At 62.9% G+C, this 20,629-nt stretch carries 16 protein-coding genes; 10 read left to right on the top strand and 6 right to left on the bottom strand.

The genetic code is table 11. The annotated features are described in order from the left end of the window. Window positions 1-5: 5 nt before the first annotated feature. On the bottom strand, window positions 6-281 hold the full coding sequence (locus ACK5NW_RS05030; RefSeq protein WP_416925691.1) for a hypothetical protein: 276 nt from the start codon (window positions 279-281) through the stop codon (window positions 6-8). Between ACK5NW_RS05030 and ACK5NW_RS05025 the strand changes: the two genes are divergently transcribed. Next, the gene (locus ACK5NW_RS05025; protein ID WP_416925689.1) at window positions 280-2,346 is read left to right on the top strand and encodes a tetratricopeptide repeat protein; all 2,067 of its coding nucleotides are present in this window, start codon (window positions 280-282) and stop codon (window positions 2,344-2,346) included. The two genes, ACK5NW_RS05030 and ACK5NW_RS05025, sit on opposite strands and share 2 nt — an antisense overlap. 139 nt (window positions 2,347-2,485) lie before the next feature. Here ACK5NW_RS05025 and ACK5NW_RS05020 read toward each other — a convergent pair whose 3' ends face one another. The 4 genes from ACK5NW_RS05020 to ACK5NW_RS05005 all read right to left on the bottom strand — a co-directional run bounded on the left by ACK5NW_RS05020 (window position 2,486) and on the right by ACK5NW_RS05005 (window position 5,646). Beyond that, window positions 2,486-3,481, bottom strand: coding sequence for a S49 family peptidase (locus ACK5NW_RS05020; protein WP_416925687.1), 996 nt, complete (start codon window positions 3,479-3,481; stop codon window positions 2,486-2,488). A 74-nt stretch (window positions 3,482-3,555) separates the two neighbouring features. Continuing rightward, window positions 3,556-3,933 carry a Rieske (2Fe-2S) protein gene (locus tag ACK5NW_RS05015; RefSeq protein WP_416925685.1) on the bottom strand — a complete coding sequence of 126 codons (378 nt, stop codon included), beginning with the start codon at window positions 3,931-3,933 and terminating at the stop codon, window positions 3,556-3,558. 28 nt (window positions 3,934-3,961) lie between these two features. Next, complete coding sequence (locus tag ACK5NW_RS05010) at window positions 3,962-4,624, bottom strand: HAD family hydrolase (RefSeq protein ID WP_416925683.1); 663 nt, start codon at window positions 4,622-4,624, stop codon at window positions 3,962-3,964. Beyond that, window positions 4,621-5,646: an RluA family pseudouridine synthase gene (locus tag ACK5NW_RS05005; protein ID WP_416925681.1), complete on the bottom strand. Its 1,026-nt coding sequence runs from the start codon at window positions 5,644-5,646 to the stop codon at window positions 4,621-4,623. The genes ACK5NW_RS05010 and ACK5NW_RS05005 overlap by 4 nt, the downstream gene beginning before the upstream one ends. A 282-nt stretch (window positions 5,647-5,928) precedes the next feature. On the opposite strand from ACK5NW_RS05005, the gene ACK5NW_RS05000 reads away from it, so the two are divergent. The 9 genes from ACK5NW_RS05000 (at window position 5,929) to modC (ending at window position 16,389) form a co-directional block, all read left to right on the top strand. Then, window positions 5,929-6,096: a hypothetical protein gene (locus ACK5NW_RS05000; RefSeq protein ID WP_416925679.1), complete on the top strand. Its 168-nt coding sequence runs from the start codon at window positions 5,929-5,931 to the stop codon at window positions 6,094-6,096. A gap of 171 nt (window positions 6,097-6,267) precedes the next feature. Next, on the top strand, window positions 6,268-9,222 hold the full coding sequence (locus tag ACK5NW_RS04995) for an Rne/Rng family ribonuclease (protein WP_416925677.1): 2,955 nt from the start codon (window positions 6,268-6,270) through the stop codon (window positions 9,220-9,222). 249 nt (window positions 9,223-9,471) lie between these two features. Beyond that, window positions 9,472-10,374: a M23 family metallopeptidase gene (locus ACK5NW_RS04990; RefSeq protein ID WP_416925675.1), complete on the top strand. Its 903-nt coding sequence runs from the start codon at window positions 9,472-9,474 to the stop codon at window positions 10,372-10,374. Between the two features lie 12 nt (window positions 10,375-10,386). After that, window positions 10,387-10,848: a bactofilin family protein gene (locus tag ACK5NW_RS04985; RefSeq protein WP_416925673.1), complete on the top strand. Its 462-nt coding sequence runs from the start codon at window positions 10,387-10,389 to the stop codon at window positions 10,846-10,848. A gap of 265 nt (window positions 10,849-11,113) precedes the next feature. Beyond that, window positions 11,114-11,683 carry an alkyl hydroperoxide reductase subunit C gene (ahpC, locus tag ACK5NW_RS04980; protein ID WP_416925671.1) on the top strand — a complete coding sequence of 190 codons (570 nt, stop codon included), beginning with the start codon at window positions 11,114-11,116 and terminating at the stop codon, window positions 11,681-11,683. Between the two features lie 165 nt (window positions 11,684-11,848). Next, a complete protein-coding gene (gene ahpF / locus ACK5NW_RS04975) occupies window positions 11,849-13,450 on the top strand; it encodes an alkyl hydroperoxide reductase subunit F (protein ID WP_416925669.1) in 1,602 nt (533 codons plus the stop codon). A 220-nt stretch (window positions 13,451-13,670) separates the two neighbouring features. Next, window positions 13,671-14,429, top strand: coding sequence for a molybdate ABC transporter substrate-binding protein (gene modA / locus ACK5NW_RS04970; RefSeq protein ID WP_416925667.1), 759 nt, complete (start codon window positions 13,671-13,673; stop codon window positions 14,427-14,429). Window positions 14,430-14,557: 128 nt separating this feature from the next. Beyond that, a complete protein-coding gene (gene modB, locus ACK5NW_RS04965) occupies window positions 14,558-15,244 on the top strand; it encodes a molybdate ABC transporter permease subunit (protein ID WP_416925665.1) in 687 nt (228 codons plus the stop codon). Next, the gene (modC, locus tag ACK5NW_RS04960; RefSeq protein WP_416925663.1) at window positions 15,241-16,389 is read left to right on the top strand and encodes a molybdenum ABC transporter ATP-binding protein; all 1,149 of its coding nucleotides are present in this window, start codon (window positions 15,241-15,243) and stop codon (window positions 16,387-16,389) included. The genes modB and modC overlap by 4 nt, the downstream gene beginning before the upstream one ends. A 276-nt stretch (window positions 16,390-16,665) precedes the next feature. Here modC and ACK5NW_RS04955 read toward each other — a convergent pair. Then, window positions 16,666-20,629, bottom strand: a 3,964-nt coding sequence (locus ACK5NW_RS04955; RefSeq protein ID WP_416925661.1) for a DUF3418 domain-containing protein, incomplete at its 5' end; no start/stop codon positions are given.

Below are 20,629 nucleotides of genomic sequence, written 5' to 3'. Positions count from 1 at the left end.
GGCCCTCAGCATCCGCGCTCTGTTGGTACTTGCTGCTCCAGATTGCCAAATCCAACAACCACTTTCAAATTGCACATGACCAACAAAAAGGGATCACCCAAAAAATCGTCGGCACGCGTTTCTTCACTTGCTTTTGGCAAACCATCGCTTTTTTCACAAGCCAAACAGCTGTTTTCGCAAGGGCAAACGGCGCAGGCCGAATCACTGTGCCAAAAAATCGTGTCCAGCCAACCGAAACACGCGGATGCATGGCGCTTGCTGGGCATGGCGCGGCTGGTCATGAATCAACCGAAGCAGGCTTTGCCCGCGTTGCAGACGTCCGCCCAGCTCGATGGCAGGAACGTGCAAACCCAGTGTCTCCTGGCGCTGGCCTGCGCACGCCTGAGCCAGAAAGCCGAAGCCATGGCCTATCTGGATCGCGCGGTAGCCCTTGCCCCCAACCAGGCCAACGTCTGGTACGACCGGGGAAGCACTTTGTTCACTCTGGATCACTACGCGCTGGCGCTGCAAAGCTTTGACCGTGCCTTGGAGCTTGCTCCCAGCCATGCTGACACGTGGCTCAATCGTGGCAATACGCTGCGCAAGCTTGAACGCCCGCATGAAGCAATTTCAAGCTATGAACACGGCATTGACGTGTCGCCCGGGCACCCCGATCTATGGCGGTCGTTGGGTGATGCGCTGTACGCCGTGCGCCGCTTTCAGGATGCATCGGCTTGCCACAAAAAAGCGCTCAGCCTGGACAGTCGGCTGACCAATGCCTGGGTGGGGCTGGGCGACGTGCTGGCGCACTACGCGCATTACGAGCAGGCTCTGGCCCACTACGACCAGGCCCTGCAACTCGACCCCAACCACGAACTCGCCTGGGTGCAACATGGCTCTGCCTTGCTTCGCCAAGGGCTGCGGCCACAAGCGCTGCAATCGCTCCAGCGCGCCGCCACCATCAACCCAGACAACGACCTGACCACGGGCCACCTGCTCGAATGCCTGCAACATCTGGCGCAATGGAGCGGGTTACAAACGCTTGAGCGCCAAGTGATGCAGTTGGTGCAGGCTGAAAAATGGCGGCACTCGCCTTTGAGTTTGATGGTCATTGCGCAGGCCAGCGCCACCGATCTTTTGCGTGCTGGCACCGTCTTTGCTGGCGACATCTGCAAATTTCAAGACACCGCAAAGCCTGTAGCGCCCACCAAGCCCGCCGCCAGCCAGCGCTTGCGCATCGGCTACCTCTCTTCAGATTTGCGCGAGCACCCCGTGGCTTTTCTGGCAGCCGGTCTTTTTGAATCGCACGACAAAGCGCGGTTTGAAACCTATGCGCTGTCGATCGGCCCTCAGCCATCCGTATCGTCCATGCGCGCGCGTCTCGCAAAAGCGTTTGAGCACTTCGTCGAGATACAGGAACAAAAAGATGCCGACGCCGCAGCCCGAATCCAAACTTTGCAACTGGACATCCTGATCGACCTCAACGGTTACACCACCCACAGCCGCTCCGGCCTGCTGGCTTACCGCCTCGCGCCTGTTCAAGTGGCCTACCTGGGGTATCCGGCCACCACCGGCATGGCCGAGGTGGACTACATCCTGGGCGATCGCTGGGTCACCCCAGCCGAATGCGCGGCTGAGTTTTCAGAACAAATCGTGCGCTTGCCCGAATCGTTTCAATGCAACGACGATCAGCGGCGCATTGCCCCGCAAACGCCTTCACGGGCATCGCTCGGCCTGCCAGAACCTGAGGGCGGTTCAGGCTTTGTGTTCTGCTGCCTGAACAACACCTACAAAATCACGCCGCTGATGTTCGACATCTGGATGCGCCTGCTGGCGCAGGTGCCCGGCTCGGTGCTGTGGCTGCTGGGCGAAAGCGATGTGGCCCAGCGCAACCTGCGCGCCGAGGCCAAGGCGCGTGGCATTGCCCCAGACCGCCTGGTGTTTGCCCAGCGTCTGCCCTACGAAAACTATCTGGCCCAGTACCGTCAGGCCGATCTGTTTTTGGACACGCTGCCGTTCAACGCGGGCACCACCGCCAGCGACGCGCTGTGGGCCGGGTTGCCGGTGCTGACGCAACTGGGACACACGTTTGCCGGGCGCATGGCGGCCAGCTTGCTGGATGCCGTGGGGCTGCCTGAGCTGATTACCCGCTCCGCCCAGGATTATGAGGCGCTGGCGCTGAAATTGGCCACCGAGCCGGGCCTGCTCAACAGCTTGCGCCAGCGGCTGGCCGACAACATCCCCACCGCGCCGCTGTTCAACACCCAGCGCTTCACGCGCCATCTGGAGAGTGCCTTTGAAACGATGGCGGCGCGCCAGCGGCAGGGGCTGCCGCCCGCAGCCTTCGACGTGCCGCCCATGGACTGACGGCCACGGCCGTCAACACGCTAAGAGCGTGTTTAAAGTCTGAGCGTGAGGGGAGTGGGATGCGGATCGGGATGGGCTGCAAGGCGCAAACCGCACGGGGCCGCGTCCACACACCCGCGCAGAGACTTTAAACACGCTCTTAACGCAACGGCGGCAGACTGCGCAGCGCATTCACCGCACCCGCACCCACAGCCGCACCAAAGCGCTTGGCCAGGCGCTCGGCAATATTTTCTTCGGTGCTGTAATCCACCAGATTTTCGGCCTTGACCACGTCGCGAGCCACCGAATCGACGCTGCCGTAGGCGTCGGCCAGTCCCAGTTGCAGCGACTGCTCGCCGGTCCAGAACAGGCCGCTGAACATTTCGGGGGTTTCTTTCAGCCGCTCGCCCCGGCCCTGCTTGACCACGCTGATGAACTGCTGGTGGATCTGATCCAGCATCACCTGCGCAAACTGACGCTGCTCTTCGGTTTGCGGGCTGAACGGGTCTAAAAAGCCCTTGTTGGCTCCGGCGGTCATCAGGCGGCGCTCTACGCCCAGTTTGTCCAGCGTGTCGACAAAGCCAAAGCCGTCCATCAGCACGCCAATGCTGCCGACGATGCTGGCCTTGTCGACATAAATCTGATCGGCGGCTGAGGCGATGTAGTACGCCGCTGACGCGCAGGTTTCTTCGACCACGGCGTAGATGGGTTTGTCGTGCTTTTGGCGCAGACGGCGGATTTCGTCATTGATCAACCCCGCCTGCACCGGGCTGCCGCCGGGGGAGTTGATCAGCAAGATCAAGGCTTTGGAATCACTGTCTTCCAGCGCCGAGCGCAAGGCGGGCAAGATGTATTCGGCGCTGCTTTCACCATCATCGGCAATCACACCCTTGATGCTGACCATGGCGGTATGGCCTGCGCCAATGCCTGTGCTGTGCGGCGTTTTCGGCAACGTGGGTTGCGCCACCAGCGCCCACACCAGCGCCGCCAGCAAGGCCATCCACAGCAGGGTTTTGAACATGCGCCAGCGCCGCGCAGCGCGTTGTTCGCGCACGTTGGCCAACAGCAGTTTTTCGATGGTCTGGCGCTCCCAGCGCAGGGTTTGTCCACCCACTTTGACTTCTGGATTGACGGTATTATTTGCTTCAATATTCATAGCTTATTACGCTTTTACAACGGGCGATAGAGACCAAAATGGCATTTAAAATCAACCGCGCGTGCAGAACCGGATCAAAAAGCCAGTGGCTGCAATTGCGCATCAGGGTGCCAGTACACCACACCGTCGCTTTCCGACAGGGTGACTTTGATCAAACCACCCCGACACGGCCCGCCTGCACACTCGCCCGTGTCTGGCGCATAGGCTGCGCCGTGGGTGGCGCACAGCAGCCAGCGACCGGTGTCGTCAAAAAAGCGGTCGGGCTGGTAATCCAGCTCCATGGCCACGTGGGTGCAACGGTTCAGATAGGCGTGCACCTGCCCTTCAAAGCGCACGGCAAAGGCGCGGCAGCTTTGGCCGTCGCAGATCACGTCAAACGGCACGGCCAGGCTGCCCTCTTGCAAATCAGCGCTGTTGCACAAGGCAATGACTCCTTGGTTATCAAAACCCATCAGGCACTCCTTTTCTAGGGTTGGCAGCTTATGCTGACGTATCCAGCCACTGGCGCAGCGCATGCGTCGAGTGGGCAATGTGCAAAGGCTGCAAGGCGGCAAACTCATCCGGCTCGTGGGCACCGTAGCTCACGCCCACACTGGCACACCCGGCATTCAGCGCCATTTGCAAATCGTGCGTGGTGTCGCCAATCATCAAGGTGCGCGCAGGTTCGGTGCCAAATTCGCGCATCAACTGATGCAGCATCAGCGGATCGGGCTTGCCTGCGGTTTCGTCGGCGGTGCGGGAACCATCAAACACGCCGTACAACTGGCGCGAGGCCAGCACTTCATCCAGCCCCCGGCGGCTTTTGCCGGTGGCCACGGCCAGCCAGTGGTGGCGCTGGCGCAAGTCGGCCAGCATGGGCAACGTACCGTCAAACAGGCAGATGTCGTGCTGGTGCGCCAGGTAGTAGCGACGGTAGGCGGCGGCCAGTTCGGGGTAGCGTTCAGGCGGCACATCGGGCGCGGCCTTGGCCAGCGCGGGCGACAAGGCCATGCCAATCACATAGGCCGCCACCGCATCACTGGGCCGCGCTCCACCCACGTCCACCACAGCCTGCTGAATGCAGCGTGTGATGACGGCGGTGGAATCGAACAAGGTGCCATCCCAGTCAAAGCAAATCAAGTCAAAGCGGCGTGGTCGGGTCATAAGAGCGTATCGTGCCGCAAATCCGGCCATGGCGTGCCAAGCTGCAAATCCGGCGGCAAAGGGGCCTGCAATTGCACACGCTCACCAGTGGCAGGGTGATTGAACTGCAAGCGCCAGGCGTGCAAAAACATGCGCTTCAATCCTTGCTTGTGCAAGGCTTTGTTGCGCTTGAAGTCGCCGTATTTGTCATCGCCTGCAATCGGGTGGCCTTGTGCCGCCAGGTGCACCCGGATCTGGTGCGTGCGCCCGGTCTTGATGGTCACCGCCAGCAGCGTCAGGCCCGGCAGACGCTGCTGCACCTTGACCAGCGTGATTGCGCGCATGCCTTGCGGGTCGTCTTTGTGCGTGACCTTGACGCGCCGCTCACCGCCCGGCAACAAATATTTGCGCAGCGGCGCATCCAGCACCTTCAGCTTGTCTGGCCATTCGCCCAGCACCAGTGCCAAATAGGTTTTGCCGGTGTCACGCGCCCGGAACTGGTCTTGCAAGTGGTTCAGCGCGCTGCGCCGCTTGGCCACCAGCAAAATGCCGCTGGTTTCACGGTCGAGCCGGTGCACCAGCTCCAGAAAACGTGCTTCGGGCCGGGCCTGGCGCAACTGCTCAATCACCCCAAAACTCACGCCCGAGCCGCCGTGGACTGCCACGCCAGCGGGTTTGTCCAGCGCCAGAACATGGTCGTCTTCCAGCAGCACCGGAAACTGGCGCGCGGACACGGGCGTTGCCGGGGTTGTCAGCCGCTTGGGAAGGCGCACTGGCGGCAGGCGCACCTGGTCACCTGCCTGCACCCGCGTATCGGCGGCGGCGCGTCCTTTGTTCACCCGCACTTCGCCGCTGCGGATGATGCGGTACACGTGCGTTTTTGGTACGCCTTTCAGATGGCGCAACAAAAAGTTATCGAGACGCTGGCCTGCGCTGTCCTCATCCACCCCCAGAAAGCGCGCCTCGGGGCGCATGTCGGGGCATCTGTCGGGTTGACCCCCTGCCGCAGGCGGGCTAGCGTTGCGCCCTATAATCCGGTTCACTGGCTTACGACCGTAAGTGCTTGAATTTGAAATAAAAGTGGCTCTCCGTACACACGGCGAGTGTAGTCTAGGCCCCTGCAAAGTCGCCGCCAGTAAACCAAGTCGATGCCCGCGTCCGGGCTGTTCAAGATGCGCTGCCTGCCACAGTGGCCGCCGCGCTCCACAGCCCAGACATGGCCGACGCAATGAAACACTGCATACGGAATACCTTTGACTGGCAGGCGATGCCTTTGATGCATGGCCTGCGAGTTGGATCGAAGCGAGTTACAGCAAGTGGTACTGATGATTTTGAACCTGGCTTTTCAACGCTGGCTGCGGCTGGCGGTGGTGCGGCCTGTGCAAACCATCTGCCGCCCTCGGCCAGCGCCACGCAGACACCTGATCGTGCCTGCCCTGCCCGTGCCCTGGCTCGCGCCCATCCACGCGCCCCCGCCTGACGAAAGACGCTGAACCCACCTTGGGTGCAGCATCACAACGCGGCAGCCCTTGATGTGGGCGCGCTGCGTCTTCTCATCAAGCGATTTCTGGCAATTCCCTGACGTTTCAACGCGCCGTCCCAGGCATCTGGGGCGCCCCTTTGTGGGTGCCGTGACTGCTTTTGACTAAAGAAGGAATTGCATCATGAAACGGATGCTGATCAACGCCACACAGGCCGAAGAACGCCGCCTGGCGATCGTGGACGGACAAAAACTGCTCGATTACGAAATCGAGATCGAAGGGCGCGAACAGCGCAAGGGCAACATCTACAAGGCGGTGGTCACACGGGTCGAGCCGTCGCTGGAAGCCTGCTTTGTCGATTACGGTGAAGACCGCCACGGCTTTTTGCCGTTCAAAGAAATCTCGCGCCAATATTTTCCCGAAGGTGTTTCGCTCAGCCAGGCCAAGATCAACGACGTGATCAAGGAGGGCCAGGAGCTGCTGGTTCAGGTGGAAAAAGAAGAGCGCGGCAACAAAGGCGCGGCGCTGACCACCTTTGTCAGCCTGGCCGGCCGCTATGTCGTGCTGATGCCCAACAACCCGCGCGGCGGTGGCGTCAGCCGCCGCATCGAAGGCGAAGACCGCGCCGAGCTGAAAGAGGCGATGGACCAGCTCGACTACCCCAAGGGCATGTCCATCATCGCGCGCACCGCAGGCATTGGCCGCAGTGCGCCCGAGTTGCAGTGGGACTTGAACTACCTGCTCAAGCTATGGGATGCCATCGATGGCGCGGCCAAGGGGGCCAAAGGCGCGTTCCTGATCTATCAGGAAAGCAATCTGGTGATCCGCGCCATCCGCGACTACTTCAACAGCGACATTGGCGACATCCTGATCGACACCGACGATATTTACGATCAGGCCCACCAGTTCATGAGCCACGTGATGCCCGAGCAGGCGCATCGCGTCAAACGCTACCGCGACAACGCGCCGCTGTTCTCGCGCTTTCAGATCGAGCAGCAGATCGAAAGCGCCTACAGCCGCACCGTCACCCTGCCCTCGGGCGGTGCCATCGTGATCGATCACGCCGAAGCACTGGTGGCCATCGACGTCAACTCAGCGCGCGCCATCAAGGGCGGCGACATCGAAGAAACCGCCACCCGCACCAACCTGGAAGCCGCCGACGAAGTGGCGCGCCAGATGCGCCTGCGCGATCTGGGCGGTCTGATCGTGATCGACTTCATCGACATGGAAGAGGCCCGTAACCGCCGCGAGGTGGAAAACCGCCTGCGCGAAGCGCTGCGCCAGGACCGCGCGCGCGTGCAGTTCGGCTCGATCAGCAAGTTCGGCCTGCTGGAGATGAGCCGCCAGCGCCTGAAGCCCGCGCTGTCTGAGGGCGCTTCCATCCCCTGTCCGCGCTGCGGTGGTTCTGGCCACGTGCGCGACACGGAAAGCAGCGCGCTGCAAATTCTGCGCATCATCCAGGAAGAGTCCATGAAGGACAACACCGCCGCCGTGCACGTACAGGTACCGGTGGAAGTGGCCAGCTTTTTGCTGAACGAAAAGCGCCCCGAGATCGCCAAGATCGAACTCAAGCAGCGCGTCAACGTCACCATGGTGCCCAACAAAACGCTGGAAACACCGCACTACAAGCTGGAACGCCTGAAACACGACGATCCGCGCCTGGACGACATCGACACCAGCTACAAACTGGCCGAGGAGTTTGAAGACCCCACCACCGTCACCCGCCGCAGCCAGGAGCCAACCAATCGCCAGCAGCCAGTCATCAAAGGCGTGCTGCGCGACACCCCCGCGCCACAGGTCGAGGCACGCCCGGCCCCCGCAGCACCTGCCCCGCAAGCCACCCAACAACCCACAGCCGCCCTCAGCCCTGCCGGTCTGCATGCGGCATCGGGCGGCTTGATGGGTTGGCTGAAAGGGCTGTTCGGCGCACCCCAGTCGCCCGCACCGGCACCCATCATCACGCCAGTTGAGGCCAAAAAAGAAGGCCGCACGCCCCGCGATGGTGAACGCCGTGATGGCGAGCGCCGTGATAGTGAACGTCGCAATGGCCGCGGCAGCCGTGGTGGCCGCGGCAATCGCCAAAGCGGTCGAAACAGTGATCGCAATAACAGCGACACCGACACGCGCGGAGAAAACCGCAGCGATGGCCGCAGCGACACCCGCCGTGGTAGCGAAGGCCAACACGACGGTCAACGCGATGGCAACCGCCGGGGTAACGACCGGGGCAATGCCCGTCGCGACAACCGCGAAAACACACCAACCGACCAAAACAGTGCCGACAACGGCCAGCAAACCCGCTCGCCACGCGGGGAGCGGAACGAGCGGAGTGAACACAACGACGGCCGCCGCAACCGTGGTGATGGCCGCCGCGAACGCACCACAGACAACATCGCCGACGAGGCCAGCACTGCCATGAACGTTGCTGCGGACGCGAGCGGCAGCGCCGCCTCCCACAGCAACGACGAGCGCCGCGAGCGTCGCCCCCGTGAACGAGGCGAGCGGGGTGAACGACATGCTGGACGCAACCGCCGCGAGCGCGCTGAACGCCTTGAAGACGACGACCAGCAAAGCGACGCCAACACATGGCCCGCAGACGATGCTGCCACCCGCGCCGATGCCCAACCCGATGCCCAACCCACGGTGGTCAACGCATCCGACGACGGTGCAGCGCCCCGCTCGTACTTCGCACGCAGCGCCGCCCCAACGGATGAACCTGTGGCCGCGCCAGAAAACCGTGCTGATTCAGCATCCAATGAAGCTGCGACGCCATCTGCATCAGCGAAAACAGTTATCAGCAGGGAGGCCAAAGAAGCTGCACCACCTGCCGCTGCCGCTGCACCAGCTCCTGCCGCCACGTCTGCGCCCACAGCGCCGCGTATCGGCATGCCCAAAGTCACCGCCTTCGCCCTGCCGCTGGGCGAGCTGCAACACATTGCGGATGCTGCGGGCTTGCAATGGGTCAACTCCGACGCCGACAAGGTGGCCACCGTGCAGGCCGCCATCGCTGCCGAGCCAGCCCCCATCCACGTACCACGCGAGCGGCCGCCCGCCGTGGTGCTGGACGAAGGCCCGCTGGTGCTGGTGGAAACGCGCAAAGACCTGAGCCAGGTGCCACTGGCGTTTGAAACCAGCGTTTGAATTAGCCACCCACTAACGCTGCGCGCTGTCTGGAGCAGGCATTTACTGAGGCAAACACTTGCCAGCCCGCTCCAGGCCACCTTGGGCAATCAGGCAAAACCGCCTGTCGCGCCGTTGACGCAGCGCAACAGGCGTTTCACCCTACTTCAGTTAGTATCAACAAGTTTCAACGTCTGCTGTATGTCCCGTGCGGCGCTTCTTTCATCCCGTTCACACGCTATGTAAACCGATTCAATCTGGCCCATTGTCATGACACGGTCCACCGTCCTCATCATCACCCCTGAGCAAACCCGCTCTGTCGAAGTCAGCACCGCGTGGCTGCGCTGGCTCAAGCCCACGCTGACGGGTCTGACGCTCAGCACACTGGGCCTGACCGCCGGGTTGGCCGCGCTGGCTTTTCACTGGCACACCGAACGCACGCAACATACCCAGCAAGTCAGCGCGCTGCAACAGCAACTCTCTGATCTGGGCAACACCACCTCGCAAGAACTCAACGCCAAGCTGGAAGAAGTCAACACCCGTCTGGCCGCGCTGCGCCAATCCGAGAAAACCGTCGCCGATGTGGTGCAGTACCTGCAATCGCGGGGTGTGGATGTCAAGCCGGTATCGGTCGAGCCGCGCAATGGACAGCCCAACCCGGCAGCCGGTGGCGTGCCGCCAAAGTCCGCCAAACCCGCTGCACACTTGTCTGGACGCTTTGCCTCTGACACCAAAACCCTGCTGCAAACCCTGCAAGCCACCCCACTGGGCGCGCCGCACCCCGGCCCGCTCTCCTCAGACTTTGGCCAACGCGCCAACCCGTTCACAGGCCGGGGTTCTGAAACACATGCGGGCCTGGACTTCAAAGGCGACACGGGCGAAACCGTTACCGTCACCGCACAGGGTCGCGTCATTTCAGCCAAACGACAAGGCGGCTATGGCAATCTGGTGCAGGTGCAGCACGCCAACGGCTATGCCACGGCTTACGCGCATCTGTCGCGCATTCTGGTCAAGCCAGGCCAGCGGCTCAAAGCCGGCGATGCGGTGGGCACGCTGGGGTCTACCGGACGCTCCACCGGCCCCCACCTGCACTATGAAGTCACCCGCCATGGCGAACGGCTCGACCCCGCCACGTTTCTCAACCTGACGCCTGCCGAGGCACCCAAACACTGATCGCTTACACCCATGTTTGGCAACAGCAGCAACAGCAAAGACAAATCTCTCTCGGCCACGGCCAATCGCCAGATCGACACGGTGATTGCCCAGCATTGCACGCTGGATGGCGACTTGTCCACGCAAAACTCCATCAAGGTCGATGGCACCATCAACGGCAGCCTGCGCTGCCAAGGGCGGGCCATCGTGGGCGAATCGGGCTTGATCAAAGGCGACGTGCACAGCGCTGATCTGCTGGTCATTGGCAGACTGGAAGGCAATGTGCATGCCGAAAACCTGCACCTGCACGCCAGCGCCCAAATCATCGGCAACATCGAAACCCGCTCACTCCAAGTCGATCCGGGCGCGCGCTACAGCGGCACCGTCACCATGCGCGAGCAGGCTTCCGCCGCACCATCTGCGGCTCAACCAGAAGGCCACGGCGGCACACCCGCACAGCGCCCGCGTTCATCCTCAGCCGCTTCAGCGGCTTGATGGTTGCGGCTTCTGGGCAGCCACGCCCAGCACCATCACCTGAAGACTCTCAGTTGCGGTGGAGCCATTGCGCCTGCTTCACCCATGCTTGCGCCGCCGATCTGCGGTAAGCTTTTATGGCGCAGGCTTGGCGATGCCTGCCGCGCGGACGTTTGATAGTCAGCATCTATTGATAGTTTTGTCAAAATGAATACGCATATTCATAGTTGACACCTATACTTCAACCCATACCTAGTTTTCATCAGCCCCCAAGGAGCCATTACCCATGTCATTGATCAACACGCAAGTTCAACCCTTCAAGGCCCAGGCTTTTCACAACGGCAAGTTTGAGGAAGTCACCGAGAAAAACCTGTCCAACGGCAAAAACTGGTCGGTCGTGATTTTCATGCCCGCCGCCTTCACCTTCAATTGCCCGACCGAGATCGAAGACGCTGCCGACAACTATGCCGAGCTGCAAAAGCAAGGTGCTGAGGTCTACATCGTCACCACCGACACGCACTTCAGCCACAAGGTATGGCACGAAACATCGGCCGCCGTGGGCAAGGCCAAGTTCTTCTTGGTGGGCGACCCTACGCACCAGTTGACCAACGCATTTGACGTGCACATTGCTGAAGAAGGTCTGGCGTTGCGCGGCACGTTCGTCATCAACCCGCAAGGCGTGATCAAAACCATGGAAGTGCATTCCAACGAAATCGCCCGCGACGTGACCGAAACCGTGCGCAAACTCAAGGCCGCCCGCTACACCGCCGAGCACCCTGATGAAGTGTGCCCCGCCAAATGGAAAGAAGGCGAAAAAACCCTCAAGCCCTCGCTGGATCTGGTCGGCAAGATTTAAGCCGCCGCCACACATGCAAGCCGCACGCACTGCGCACGGCTTTGCATCCCCAGCCGGACAGCGACAGGGCGCACCGCCCCTGCCGTCCGGCTTTTTTATGAACAAAATTCGCTTATAACGCTTATAAATAAAGCGTTTGAAACTATCAAATCAGGAGTTAACACCATGCTCGACGACGACCTTAAGCAACAACTGGCCGCTTACCTTGAGCGCGTGAAAGAGCCGTTCGAGCTGGTGGCCACTCTGGGCCAAGACGACAAATCCAAAGAGATGCACGAGCTGCTGGAGCTGATCGCTGGCATGAGCGACAAGATCACCCTGCGCACCGACGGGCAAGACGCCCGCGTGCCCTCTTTCGCACTGCAACAACCCGGCCAAACACCACGCCTGCGCTTCGCTGCCATTCCGCTCGGCCACGAGTTCACCTCGCTCGTGCTCGCGCTGCTGTGGATGGGCGGCCACCCGCCCAAGGTGGAAGGCGACGTACTGGCGCAAATCAAGGCGCTAGACGTCACGCTGGACTTCGAGGTCTACATGAGCCTGTCGTGCCACAACTGCCCCGACGTGGTGCAGGCGGCCAGCCTCATGGCCATCTTCAACCCCGGCGTCAAAGCCACCATCATCGACGGCGGCATGTTCCAGCAAGAGGTGCAAGCGCGCGACATCATGGGCGTGCCCGCGCTGTACGAAGGCGGCCAACTGTTCCACAGCGGTCGCACTTCGCTGGAAGACATTCTCAAAAAAGTGGACACGGGTGCCGCCCAACGCGACGCCGCCAAGCTCAGTGCCAAAGCCCCGTTTGAAGTGCTCATCGTCGGCGGTGGCCCCGCTGGGGCCGCAGCAGCGATTTACGCCGCCCGCAAAGGCATCCGCACCGGCGTGGTGGCCGAGCGCTTTGGCGGCCAGGTCAACGACACCATGGACATCGCCAACTACCCCGGCGTGCCCGAAACCACCGGGCCGCAATATGCCGCTGCGCTGGAGCAGCACGTGCGGGGCTACGAGGTCGACATCATCACCGCCCAGCGCGTGACCGAGCTGATGCCCGCGGCCGAAAAAGGGGGGTTGGTAACCGTCAAGCTCGATAACGGCGGCACGCTGCAAAGCCGCACCGTCATCCTGTCAACCGGCGCGCGCTGGCGCAATGTGAACGTGCCCGGCGAAGACGAATACAAAACCAAAGGTGTGGCTTACTGCCCGCACTGCGACGGCCCGCTGTTCAAGGGCAAAGACGTGGCCGTCATCGGCGGCGGCAACTCCGGCATCGAAGCCGCCATTGACCTGGCGGGCGTGGTCAAACACGTGCACGTGGTCGAGTTCATGCCCGAGTTGAAGGCCGATGCCGTGCTCGTCAGCAAGCTGCACAGCCTGCCCAACGTGACGGTACACACCAACCAGCAAACCACCGAAATCCGCGGCGAAGGCGGCAAAGTCAGCGGCCTGGACTTCAAGTGCCGCGACAAAGGCGATCTGACCCAGGTGCCGCTGGAAGGCGTGTTCGTGCAAATCGGCCTGGTGCCCAACACCGAATGGCTGGGCACCACCGTGGAGCGCACCAAGTTCGGTGAAATCGTGATCGACGCCAAAGGCAGCACCAACGTGCCCGGCGTGTTTGCTGCGGGCGACTGCACCACCGCGCCCTACAAGCAAATCGTGGTGGCCGCCGGTGCGGGCAGCACGGCAGCGCTCAGTGCGTTTGATTACCTGATCCGCACGCCAGCGCCTGCCAGCACCGAGGCAGCGGCCAAAAAAACCGCCGCAATCTGAACCTCTGCCTTCCAAAAAACGAAGCCCGCTCAATCCCAGCGGGCTTTGTGGCTTATCGCGACAGAAAATTCTGCGCATCCCGCCCGCATCACAGCGTTCTTCGTCATGGTTACAATCGTTATTCTTTATTTGAATAGCGTGTCGCTGCTTTCGCTGCGGCCTTTGTCAGCCACATGGGGCTGACGCTGTTCAAGTCCACCGTGAAAAGGAGAACCCCACCATGCGACCATTTATTCGCTCTTTGCTGTCGACTGCGTTTGCACTGGCATTTTCTGTGGCCGCACATGCCGACGAGGTGCAGGTGGCCGTAGCGGCCAACTTCACCGCCCCGGCCAAGGTGCTGGAGGCGATTTTCAACAAGACCACAGGACACACGGCCAAGCTGTCGTACGGCGCAACGGGCGCGTTTTACACCCAGATCAAAAACGGCGCGCCATTTGATGTGTTCATCGCCGCCGATGCCCCGCGCCCCACCAAGCTGGAGCAAGAAGGCGACACCGTGCCGGGCACGCGCTTTGTCTACGCCGTGGGCCAGTTGGCGCTGTGGTCGCCCAAGCCGGGCGTGGTGGATGCGCAAGGCGCAGTGTTGAAGTCTGGTCAGTTCAACAAGCTGGCCATTGCCAACCCCAAGCTGGCCCCTTACGGCGAAGCCGCCGTGCAAACCATGACCAAACTGGGCCTGTACCAGGCGCTGGAGCCCAAACTGGTACAGGGCCAAAGCATTGGCCAGACGTTCAACTTTGTGCGCAGCGGCAATGCCGACATCGGCTTTGTGGCGCTGGCGCAAATCCAGGAAGCGGGCCGCATTCAAAACGGCTCGGCCTGGGTGGTGCCTGATGATTTACACGCCCCTATCGTGCAAGAGGCGGTGATCCTCAAGCGCGCTGCCCACAACCCGGCGGCCAAAGCCTGGGTGGATCTTTTGCAATCGCCCAAAGCCAAAGAGTTGATTCGCGGCTACGGCTACAGTGTGAAGTAATGCGCCATGCAGCAGGCCTGCTGCATGTTTGCGTACAAAATCCGGATATAGCGCTTGATTCACAAGCCTTGAAAGCCATCAAAAATGCGCTGATAACTGCGGTCACATGCTTGGCCCTGGTTCACTGAATGCTTGACGCCAACAGCCTAGCCGCCGTTCGCCTGTCGATTGAGCTGGCGCTGGCCACCACCTTCATTTTGCTGCTGCTGGGCACACCACTGGCCTGGTGGCTGGCGCGTGGCAGAGCGGGTCGACTGGCTTGGCTGCGCACGCCGGTGCGGTCACTGGTGGCGCTGCCGCTGGTGCTGCCGCCGTCGGTGCTGGGGTTTTATTTGCTGGTGGCCCTGGGGCCAAACGGCCCGCTGGGGCGGCTGACGCAGGCACTGGGTTGGGGCACACTGGCCTTCACTTTCTGGGGGTTGCTGCTTGGCTCAGTGGTGTATTCATTGCCATTTGTGGTGCAACCGCTGATCAACGCCTTTGAATCGCTGGGCCAGCGCCCGCTGGAAGCGGCCGCCACACTGCGCGCTGGCCCGCTGGATGCCTTCTGGCACGTGGCCCTACCGCTGGCGCGGCCCGGCTACCTGACTGGCGCGGTCATGGGCTTTGCCCACACACTGGGCGAATTTGGCGTGGTGCTGATGATTGGCGGCAACATTCCGGGCCAAACCCGCGTCATCTCGGTGCAAATCTACGACCACGTCGAAGCGCTGGAATACACCCAGGCACACTGGCTGGCGGGCGGCATGCTGCTGTTCAGCTTTGGTGTGCTGCTGGCGCTGCACTTGGCCCAGGCGCGCAAGGCAGCGGCATGACGCAGGGCACCAGCAACAGCCGTCAAGACGACACCGATCAGGACATTGCCCTGCGCGCGCAGGTGCGGCTGGGCGACAACTTCATGCTGGATGTCGACACCCACCTGCCCGGCCGCGGCATCACCGCCGTGTTTGGCCCCTCAGGCTGCGGCAAAACCACCTTGCTGCGCGCCGTGGCGGGGTTAACGCGCCCCACCTCTGGCCACATCGTCGTCAACGGTGATGTCTGGCAAGACGATCACGCCCGCATCTGGCGGCCCACCCACCAGCGGCCGCTGGGCGTGGTGTTTCAAGAAGCCAGCCTGTTCGATCATCTGAGCGTGCAGGGCAACCTGGACTTCGGTCTGCGCCGCGTGCCCGCCAGCCAGCGCCGCATCAGCCTGCCGCAAGCGGTCGAACTGCTGGGCATTGGGCCTTTGCTGGCACGCAGACCCGCACAGCTTTCAGGTGGCGAACGCCAGCGCGTGGCCATCGCCCGCGCCCTGGCCACCAGCCCGCACCTGCTGCTGATGGACGAACCCCTGGCCTCGCTGGACGGCGCGCGCAAGGCCGAGTTGCTGCCCTACTTTGACCGCCTCTCGCGCGAATTGGCCCTGCCCGTGCTGTACGTCACCCACGCACTGGACGAAGTGGCCCGCCTGGCTAACCACGTCCTGCTGCTGGCGCAAGGCCGCGTCCAGGCCCAGGGCCGCACCGCCGACCTGCTCACCCGCCTGGACATGGCCCAACAACACGGCGACGCCGCCAGCGCGTTGATCGAGGGCACCGTGGCCACCGTGGATGCCCACTACGGCCTGATGCAAGTGCGTTTTGGCGGCGGCACCATCGAATGCATGCTCCCCACCCACCGCGCAGCACCTGACGCCACACCCGGCATAGCACCCGGCCAGCACGTGCGCCTGCGTGTGCTGGCGCGCGATGTCAGCCTGGCGCTGAGCGCCCCGCCGCACAGCAGCATCCTGAACGTGCTGCCCGCCACCGTGCAATCAGTGACAAGCGACGGCCACGCATTGGCGCTGGTCGCACTCAACCTCAACGGCACCCCCCTGCTCGCGCGCATCACCCGCAAATCCGTCAATGCCCTGGCGCTGGCACCAGGGCAACCGGTGTATGCGCAAATCAAGGGCGTGGCAGTGCTGGACTGACAGCCGTCTTCTCACGGTTTTCCCTCACACCCCCAGCCGTCCGAAGGCCGATCCCAAGCGGCCTTCGGACTGGACTTGGCGGCATGCTTCCGAAGTGCTTGGCATCTGTTGACCTTATCGGTGAGCAGGTGTTGCACTTCAGATTTGATTCCGCTCCTTCTTAATTTTCATAACCAGAGCGTTTGCAGATCAACCGTCAGTTGGTGCAGCCTGGCATTGACCTGCACTTTTCAATTGACAACCTCGGGCTCGATCAGATCGCAGTAGACCTTCTTTTTACGGCCTCCCCACCTGCTGCCAAACCTTCTCCAGCCGCTTGACGCTGACGGGTTGCGGGGTGCGCAGCTCTTGGGCGAAGAAGCTCACGCGCAGCTCTTCCAGCAGCCAGCGCAGCTCTTGCAGGCGGGCATCTTGCTGGCCTTTGCGCTCGGCCACTAGGCGCTTAAAGCGCTGCTCCTGCGCTCTCGCCTCGGCCATGCGCTGGGCGTCGCGGGTGGGGTCGGTGCGCAGTTTGTCCAGGCGCAGCTGGATGGCTTTCAGGTACCTGGGCAGGTGTTGCAATGAGACCCAGGGTACGTCGTGCAAAAAGCGCTTGCCGATCAGGCGTTGTAGTTGTTCGGCGGCGTCTTGGGTGGCGTCTTTGGTGCTTCCCTGCGCGGCCTTGGTGTCTTTGATCTTCCGGGCGGCAGCGGCGTACTCGGTCAGGATCACGCCCGCCTGCCGCGCGATTTCGTTGGCGATCAGGGTCAGGCGACCCCGGCCTTCGGCCACGCGGGTGTCGAAGGCGGCAGCATCTTGCGGCAGCGGTTCTTGCAGAAAGGCGCGGTCGATGGACAGATCGATGATCTGGCCGCGCAGTTCGTCGGACGTTCCCAGGGGCATGAACGCCACGGCCATTTTCTGCAAATCGGGAATGTTCTTTTCAAGGTACTTAAGCGCGTCCTTGATTTGCAGCGCCACCAGGCGGCGCAGGCCGGTGCGGTGGCGAGCGGCGGCCACCTCCGGCTCGTCAAACACTTCGATTCGCACGGCGTCGCCATCCTGAACCAGAGCCGGAAAGCCGATCAGCACCTGGCCCTTGCGCCGCACTTCCAGCAGCTCGGGCAGCTCACCAAAGTCCCAGCCGGTGTGGCGGCGGTCTTCGGTTTGGGCGGCGTTTGCTTCTATTTTTGCAGCTTGTTGCACTTGTGGTGCTTGCGCCGCACCTTGATCTTTCTCTGAAGTTTCAGCGGCAGGCGCGGCGATGTCGGCCTTGGCGGTCTTGAGGCCGGCCAGCGCCTGGAAGGCGCCGCGCGCCTCGCCGCCCAACTCGGCCTTCAGCGCCGGCAGGCTGCGGCCCTGACCGCGCTGGCGGCCGTGTTCATCGACCACGCGGAAGTTCATGAACAGATGCGTGGGCAGCATGTCGAGCTTGAAATCGGTGTGCTTGACATCCAGGCTGGTTTCGTCGCGCACAGTTTTCAGCAGAACATCGGTCAGGCTGCCCAAACCGAATACATCGGACGCGGCCAGCACCTCGGTCAGGCGCGCAGCACTGGCGGGCAGCGGCACGAAGCGGCTGCGCGGCTTTTGCGGCAGGCTTTTGAGCAGGGCCTGCACCTTGTCCTTCAGCATGCCGGGCACCAGCCATTCGCAGCGCGCTTCGCTGACCTGGTTGAGCACGAACAGCGGCACCGTCACCGTGAGGCCGTCGCGCGCGTCGCCGGGCTGGTGCAGGTAAGTGGCAACGCAGTCCACGCCGCCCAGGCGCAGCATCTTGGGAAAGGCGCTGGTGGTGATGCCAGCGGCTTCGTGCCGCATCAGCTCCTCGCGCTTGAGGCGCAGCAGGTTCGGGTTAGCGGCGCTGGCGCCCTGCCACCAGCGCTCAAAGTCGCGCCCGCTGCTGATGTCTGCGGGCAGGTGCTGGTCGTAGAAGGCGACGATCAGCTCTTCGTCCACCAGCACGTCCTGGCGGCGGCTTTTGTGCTCCAGCGCCTCCACCTGGGCAATGGTCTTGGCGTTGGCGGCCAGAAACGGCAGGCGGCGCGGCCAGTCGTCGGGCCAGTTTTGCGCCACCAGCGCTTCGCGGATGAAAATTTCGCGCGCGGCGGGCGCGTCCACCTTGCCGAAACTTTTGCGGCGGCCGTTGTAGACCACCAAGCCGTAGAGCGTGGCGCGCTCTTGCGCCACCACGTCGGCGGCTTTTTTCTCCCAGTGCGGCTCCAGCAGTTGTTTCTTGAGCAGGTGGCCGCCCAGCTCTTCCAGCCACTGCGGCTCGATGGCGGCAATGCCGCGGCCAAACAGGCGCGCGGTTTCCACCAGCTCGGCGCAGACGATCCACTTGCCGGGCCGCTTGCTCAGGTGCGCGCCGGGATGGCGGAAGAACTTGATGCCGCGCGCGCCCAGGTATTCGCCGCTTTGCGCGTCGTCGGTTTCCAGCTTGCAGCCGACGTTGCCCAGCAGGCCCGCCAGCAGGCTTTTATGCACCGCCTCGTACCCCGCTGGCTGTGCATTGTCTTTCCACTGGTGCTCGGCCACCACGGTGTGCAGCTGGGTATGGATGTCGCGCCACTCGCGCACGCGGCGGATGTTGATGAAGTTCTGGCGCAGCAGGTTTTCCCACTGGCGGTTGCTGAGTTTGTGGCTGCTGGCAGGGTGGAAATTGGCAGTCAAATTAGCTTCTGACGCTTTTCCAGTCTGCGTAGTATGCTCTTTGTTTGATAGCTTCTGGCGCGCCTGCGCCAAGGCCAGCGCGGCGCGCTGCGCGGGCGGCAGCGCGGCCAGGCTGCGCGGGCGGGCGCCCTGCCCTGCGGGTTGTTCGGCGCCGCGCATCTGCGCCCGCGTGGTCGCCACGACTTGGCCACCACGCGCGTCGTGCAGCCACTTCCACAGCCGCAGGTAGCCGCTGAACTCGCTTTTTTCGTCGTCGAACTTGGCGTGCGCCTGATCGGCCTGCGCCTGTCGCTCCAGCGGGCGGTCGCGCACGTCCTGCACGCTCAGGGCGGCGGCGATGACCAGCACCTCGCGCAGAGCACCGCGCTCGCGCGCCTCCACAATCATGCGGCCCACGCGCGGGTCGAGCGGCAGGCGCGCCAGCTCGGCCCCCAAGCGGGTGAGCTGCTGCGCCTCGTCCACCGCACCCAGCTCGCCCAGCAACTGGTAGCCGTCGGCCACGGCGCGGCCTGAAGGGGCATCGAGAAACGGGAAGTCCTCCACCCGGCCGCCCTCGCCGCCCAAGTGCAGGTTTTTCATGCGCAGAATGACGGAGGCGAGCGAGGAGCGCAGGATTTCGGGGTCGGTAAAGCGCGGGCGACCGGTGAAGTCCTGCTCGTCGTACAGCCGGATGGCGATGCCGTCAGACACCCGCCCGCAGCGCCCCAAGCGCTGGTTGGCCGCAGCCTGGCTCACCGGCTCCACCAGCAACTGCTCCACCTTGCTTCGGTAACTGTAGCGCTTGACGCGCGCCGTGCCTGCGTCCACCACGTATTTGATGCCGGGCACGGTGAGCGAGGTCTCGGCCACGTTGGTGGCCAGCACGATGCGCGGCGCGCCGTGCGGGGCGAACACGCGCTCTTGCTCGGCCTGGCTCAGGCGCGCAAACAGCGGCAGCACCTCAGCGCTGCGGGTCAGCGTGCCGTGTGCCAGGTGCTTGCGCAGGTGGTCGGCGGCCTCGCGGATCTCGCGCTCGCCGGGCAGGAAGACGAGGACATCTCCGCCCGGCCTGCCAACCCACAGCTCGTCCACCGCCTGGGCAATGGCGGCGTTCAGATCGAACTCGCGCGATTCTTCAAACGGCCGGTAGCGCACTTCCACCGGAAAGGTGCGGCCCGAAACCATCAGCACCGGAGCGGGAACGGTAGTGCCCCCACGCTCCCCCACTTCGTGTGGTGCGCTGCCCCCAGAGGGGGCCGTGCCCGGCTTGGGACGGCCCGGCACCGGGCTGCCTTTGACCTCCGCAAAGTGCTGCGCAAAGCGATCGGCGTCGATGGTGGCCGAGGTGACGATCACCTTCAGATCAGGCCGCCGGGGCAGGATCTGCCTGAGGTAGCCGAGCAGAAAGTCGATGTTCAGGCTGCGCTCGTGCGCCTCGTCGATGATGAGCGTGTCGTAGGCTTTGAGCAGCGGGTCGGTCTGCGTTTCGGCCAGCAGGATGCCGTCGGTCATGAGCTTGACGGAGGCGTTTTTGGACAGCCGGTCATTGAAGCGCACCTTGTAGCCCACCACCTCGCCCAGCGGCGTTTTCAGCTCCTCGGCAATGCGC

The organism is Ottowia sp., assembly GCF_047975795.1.
GTDB lineage: Bacteria > Pseudomonadota > Gammaproteobacteria > Burkholderiales > Burkholderiaceae_C > Ottowia.
Note: the sequence above shows the minus strand (reverse complement) of the source record. Positions and strands in the feature narration are given on the sequence as shown.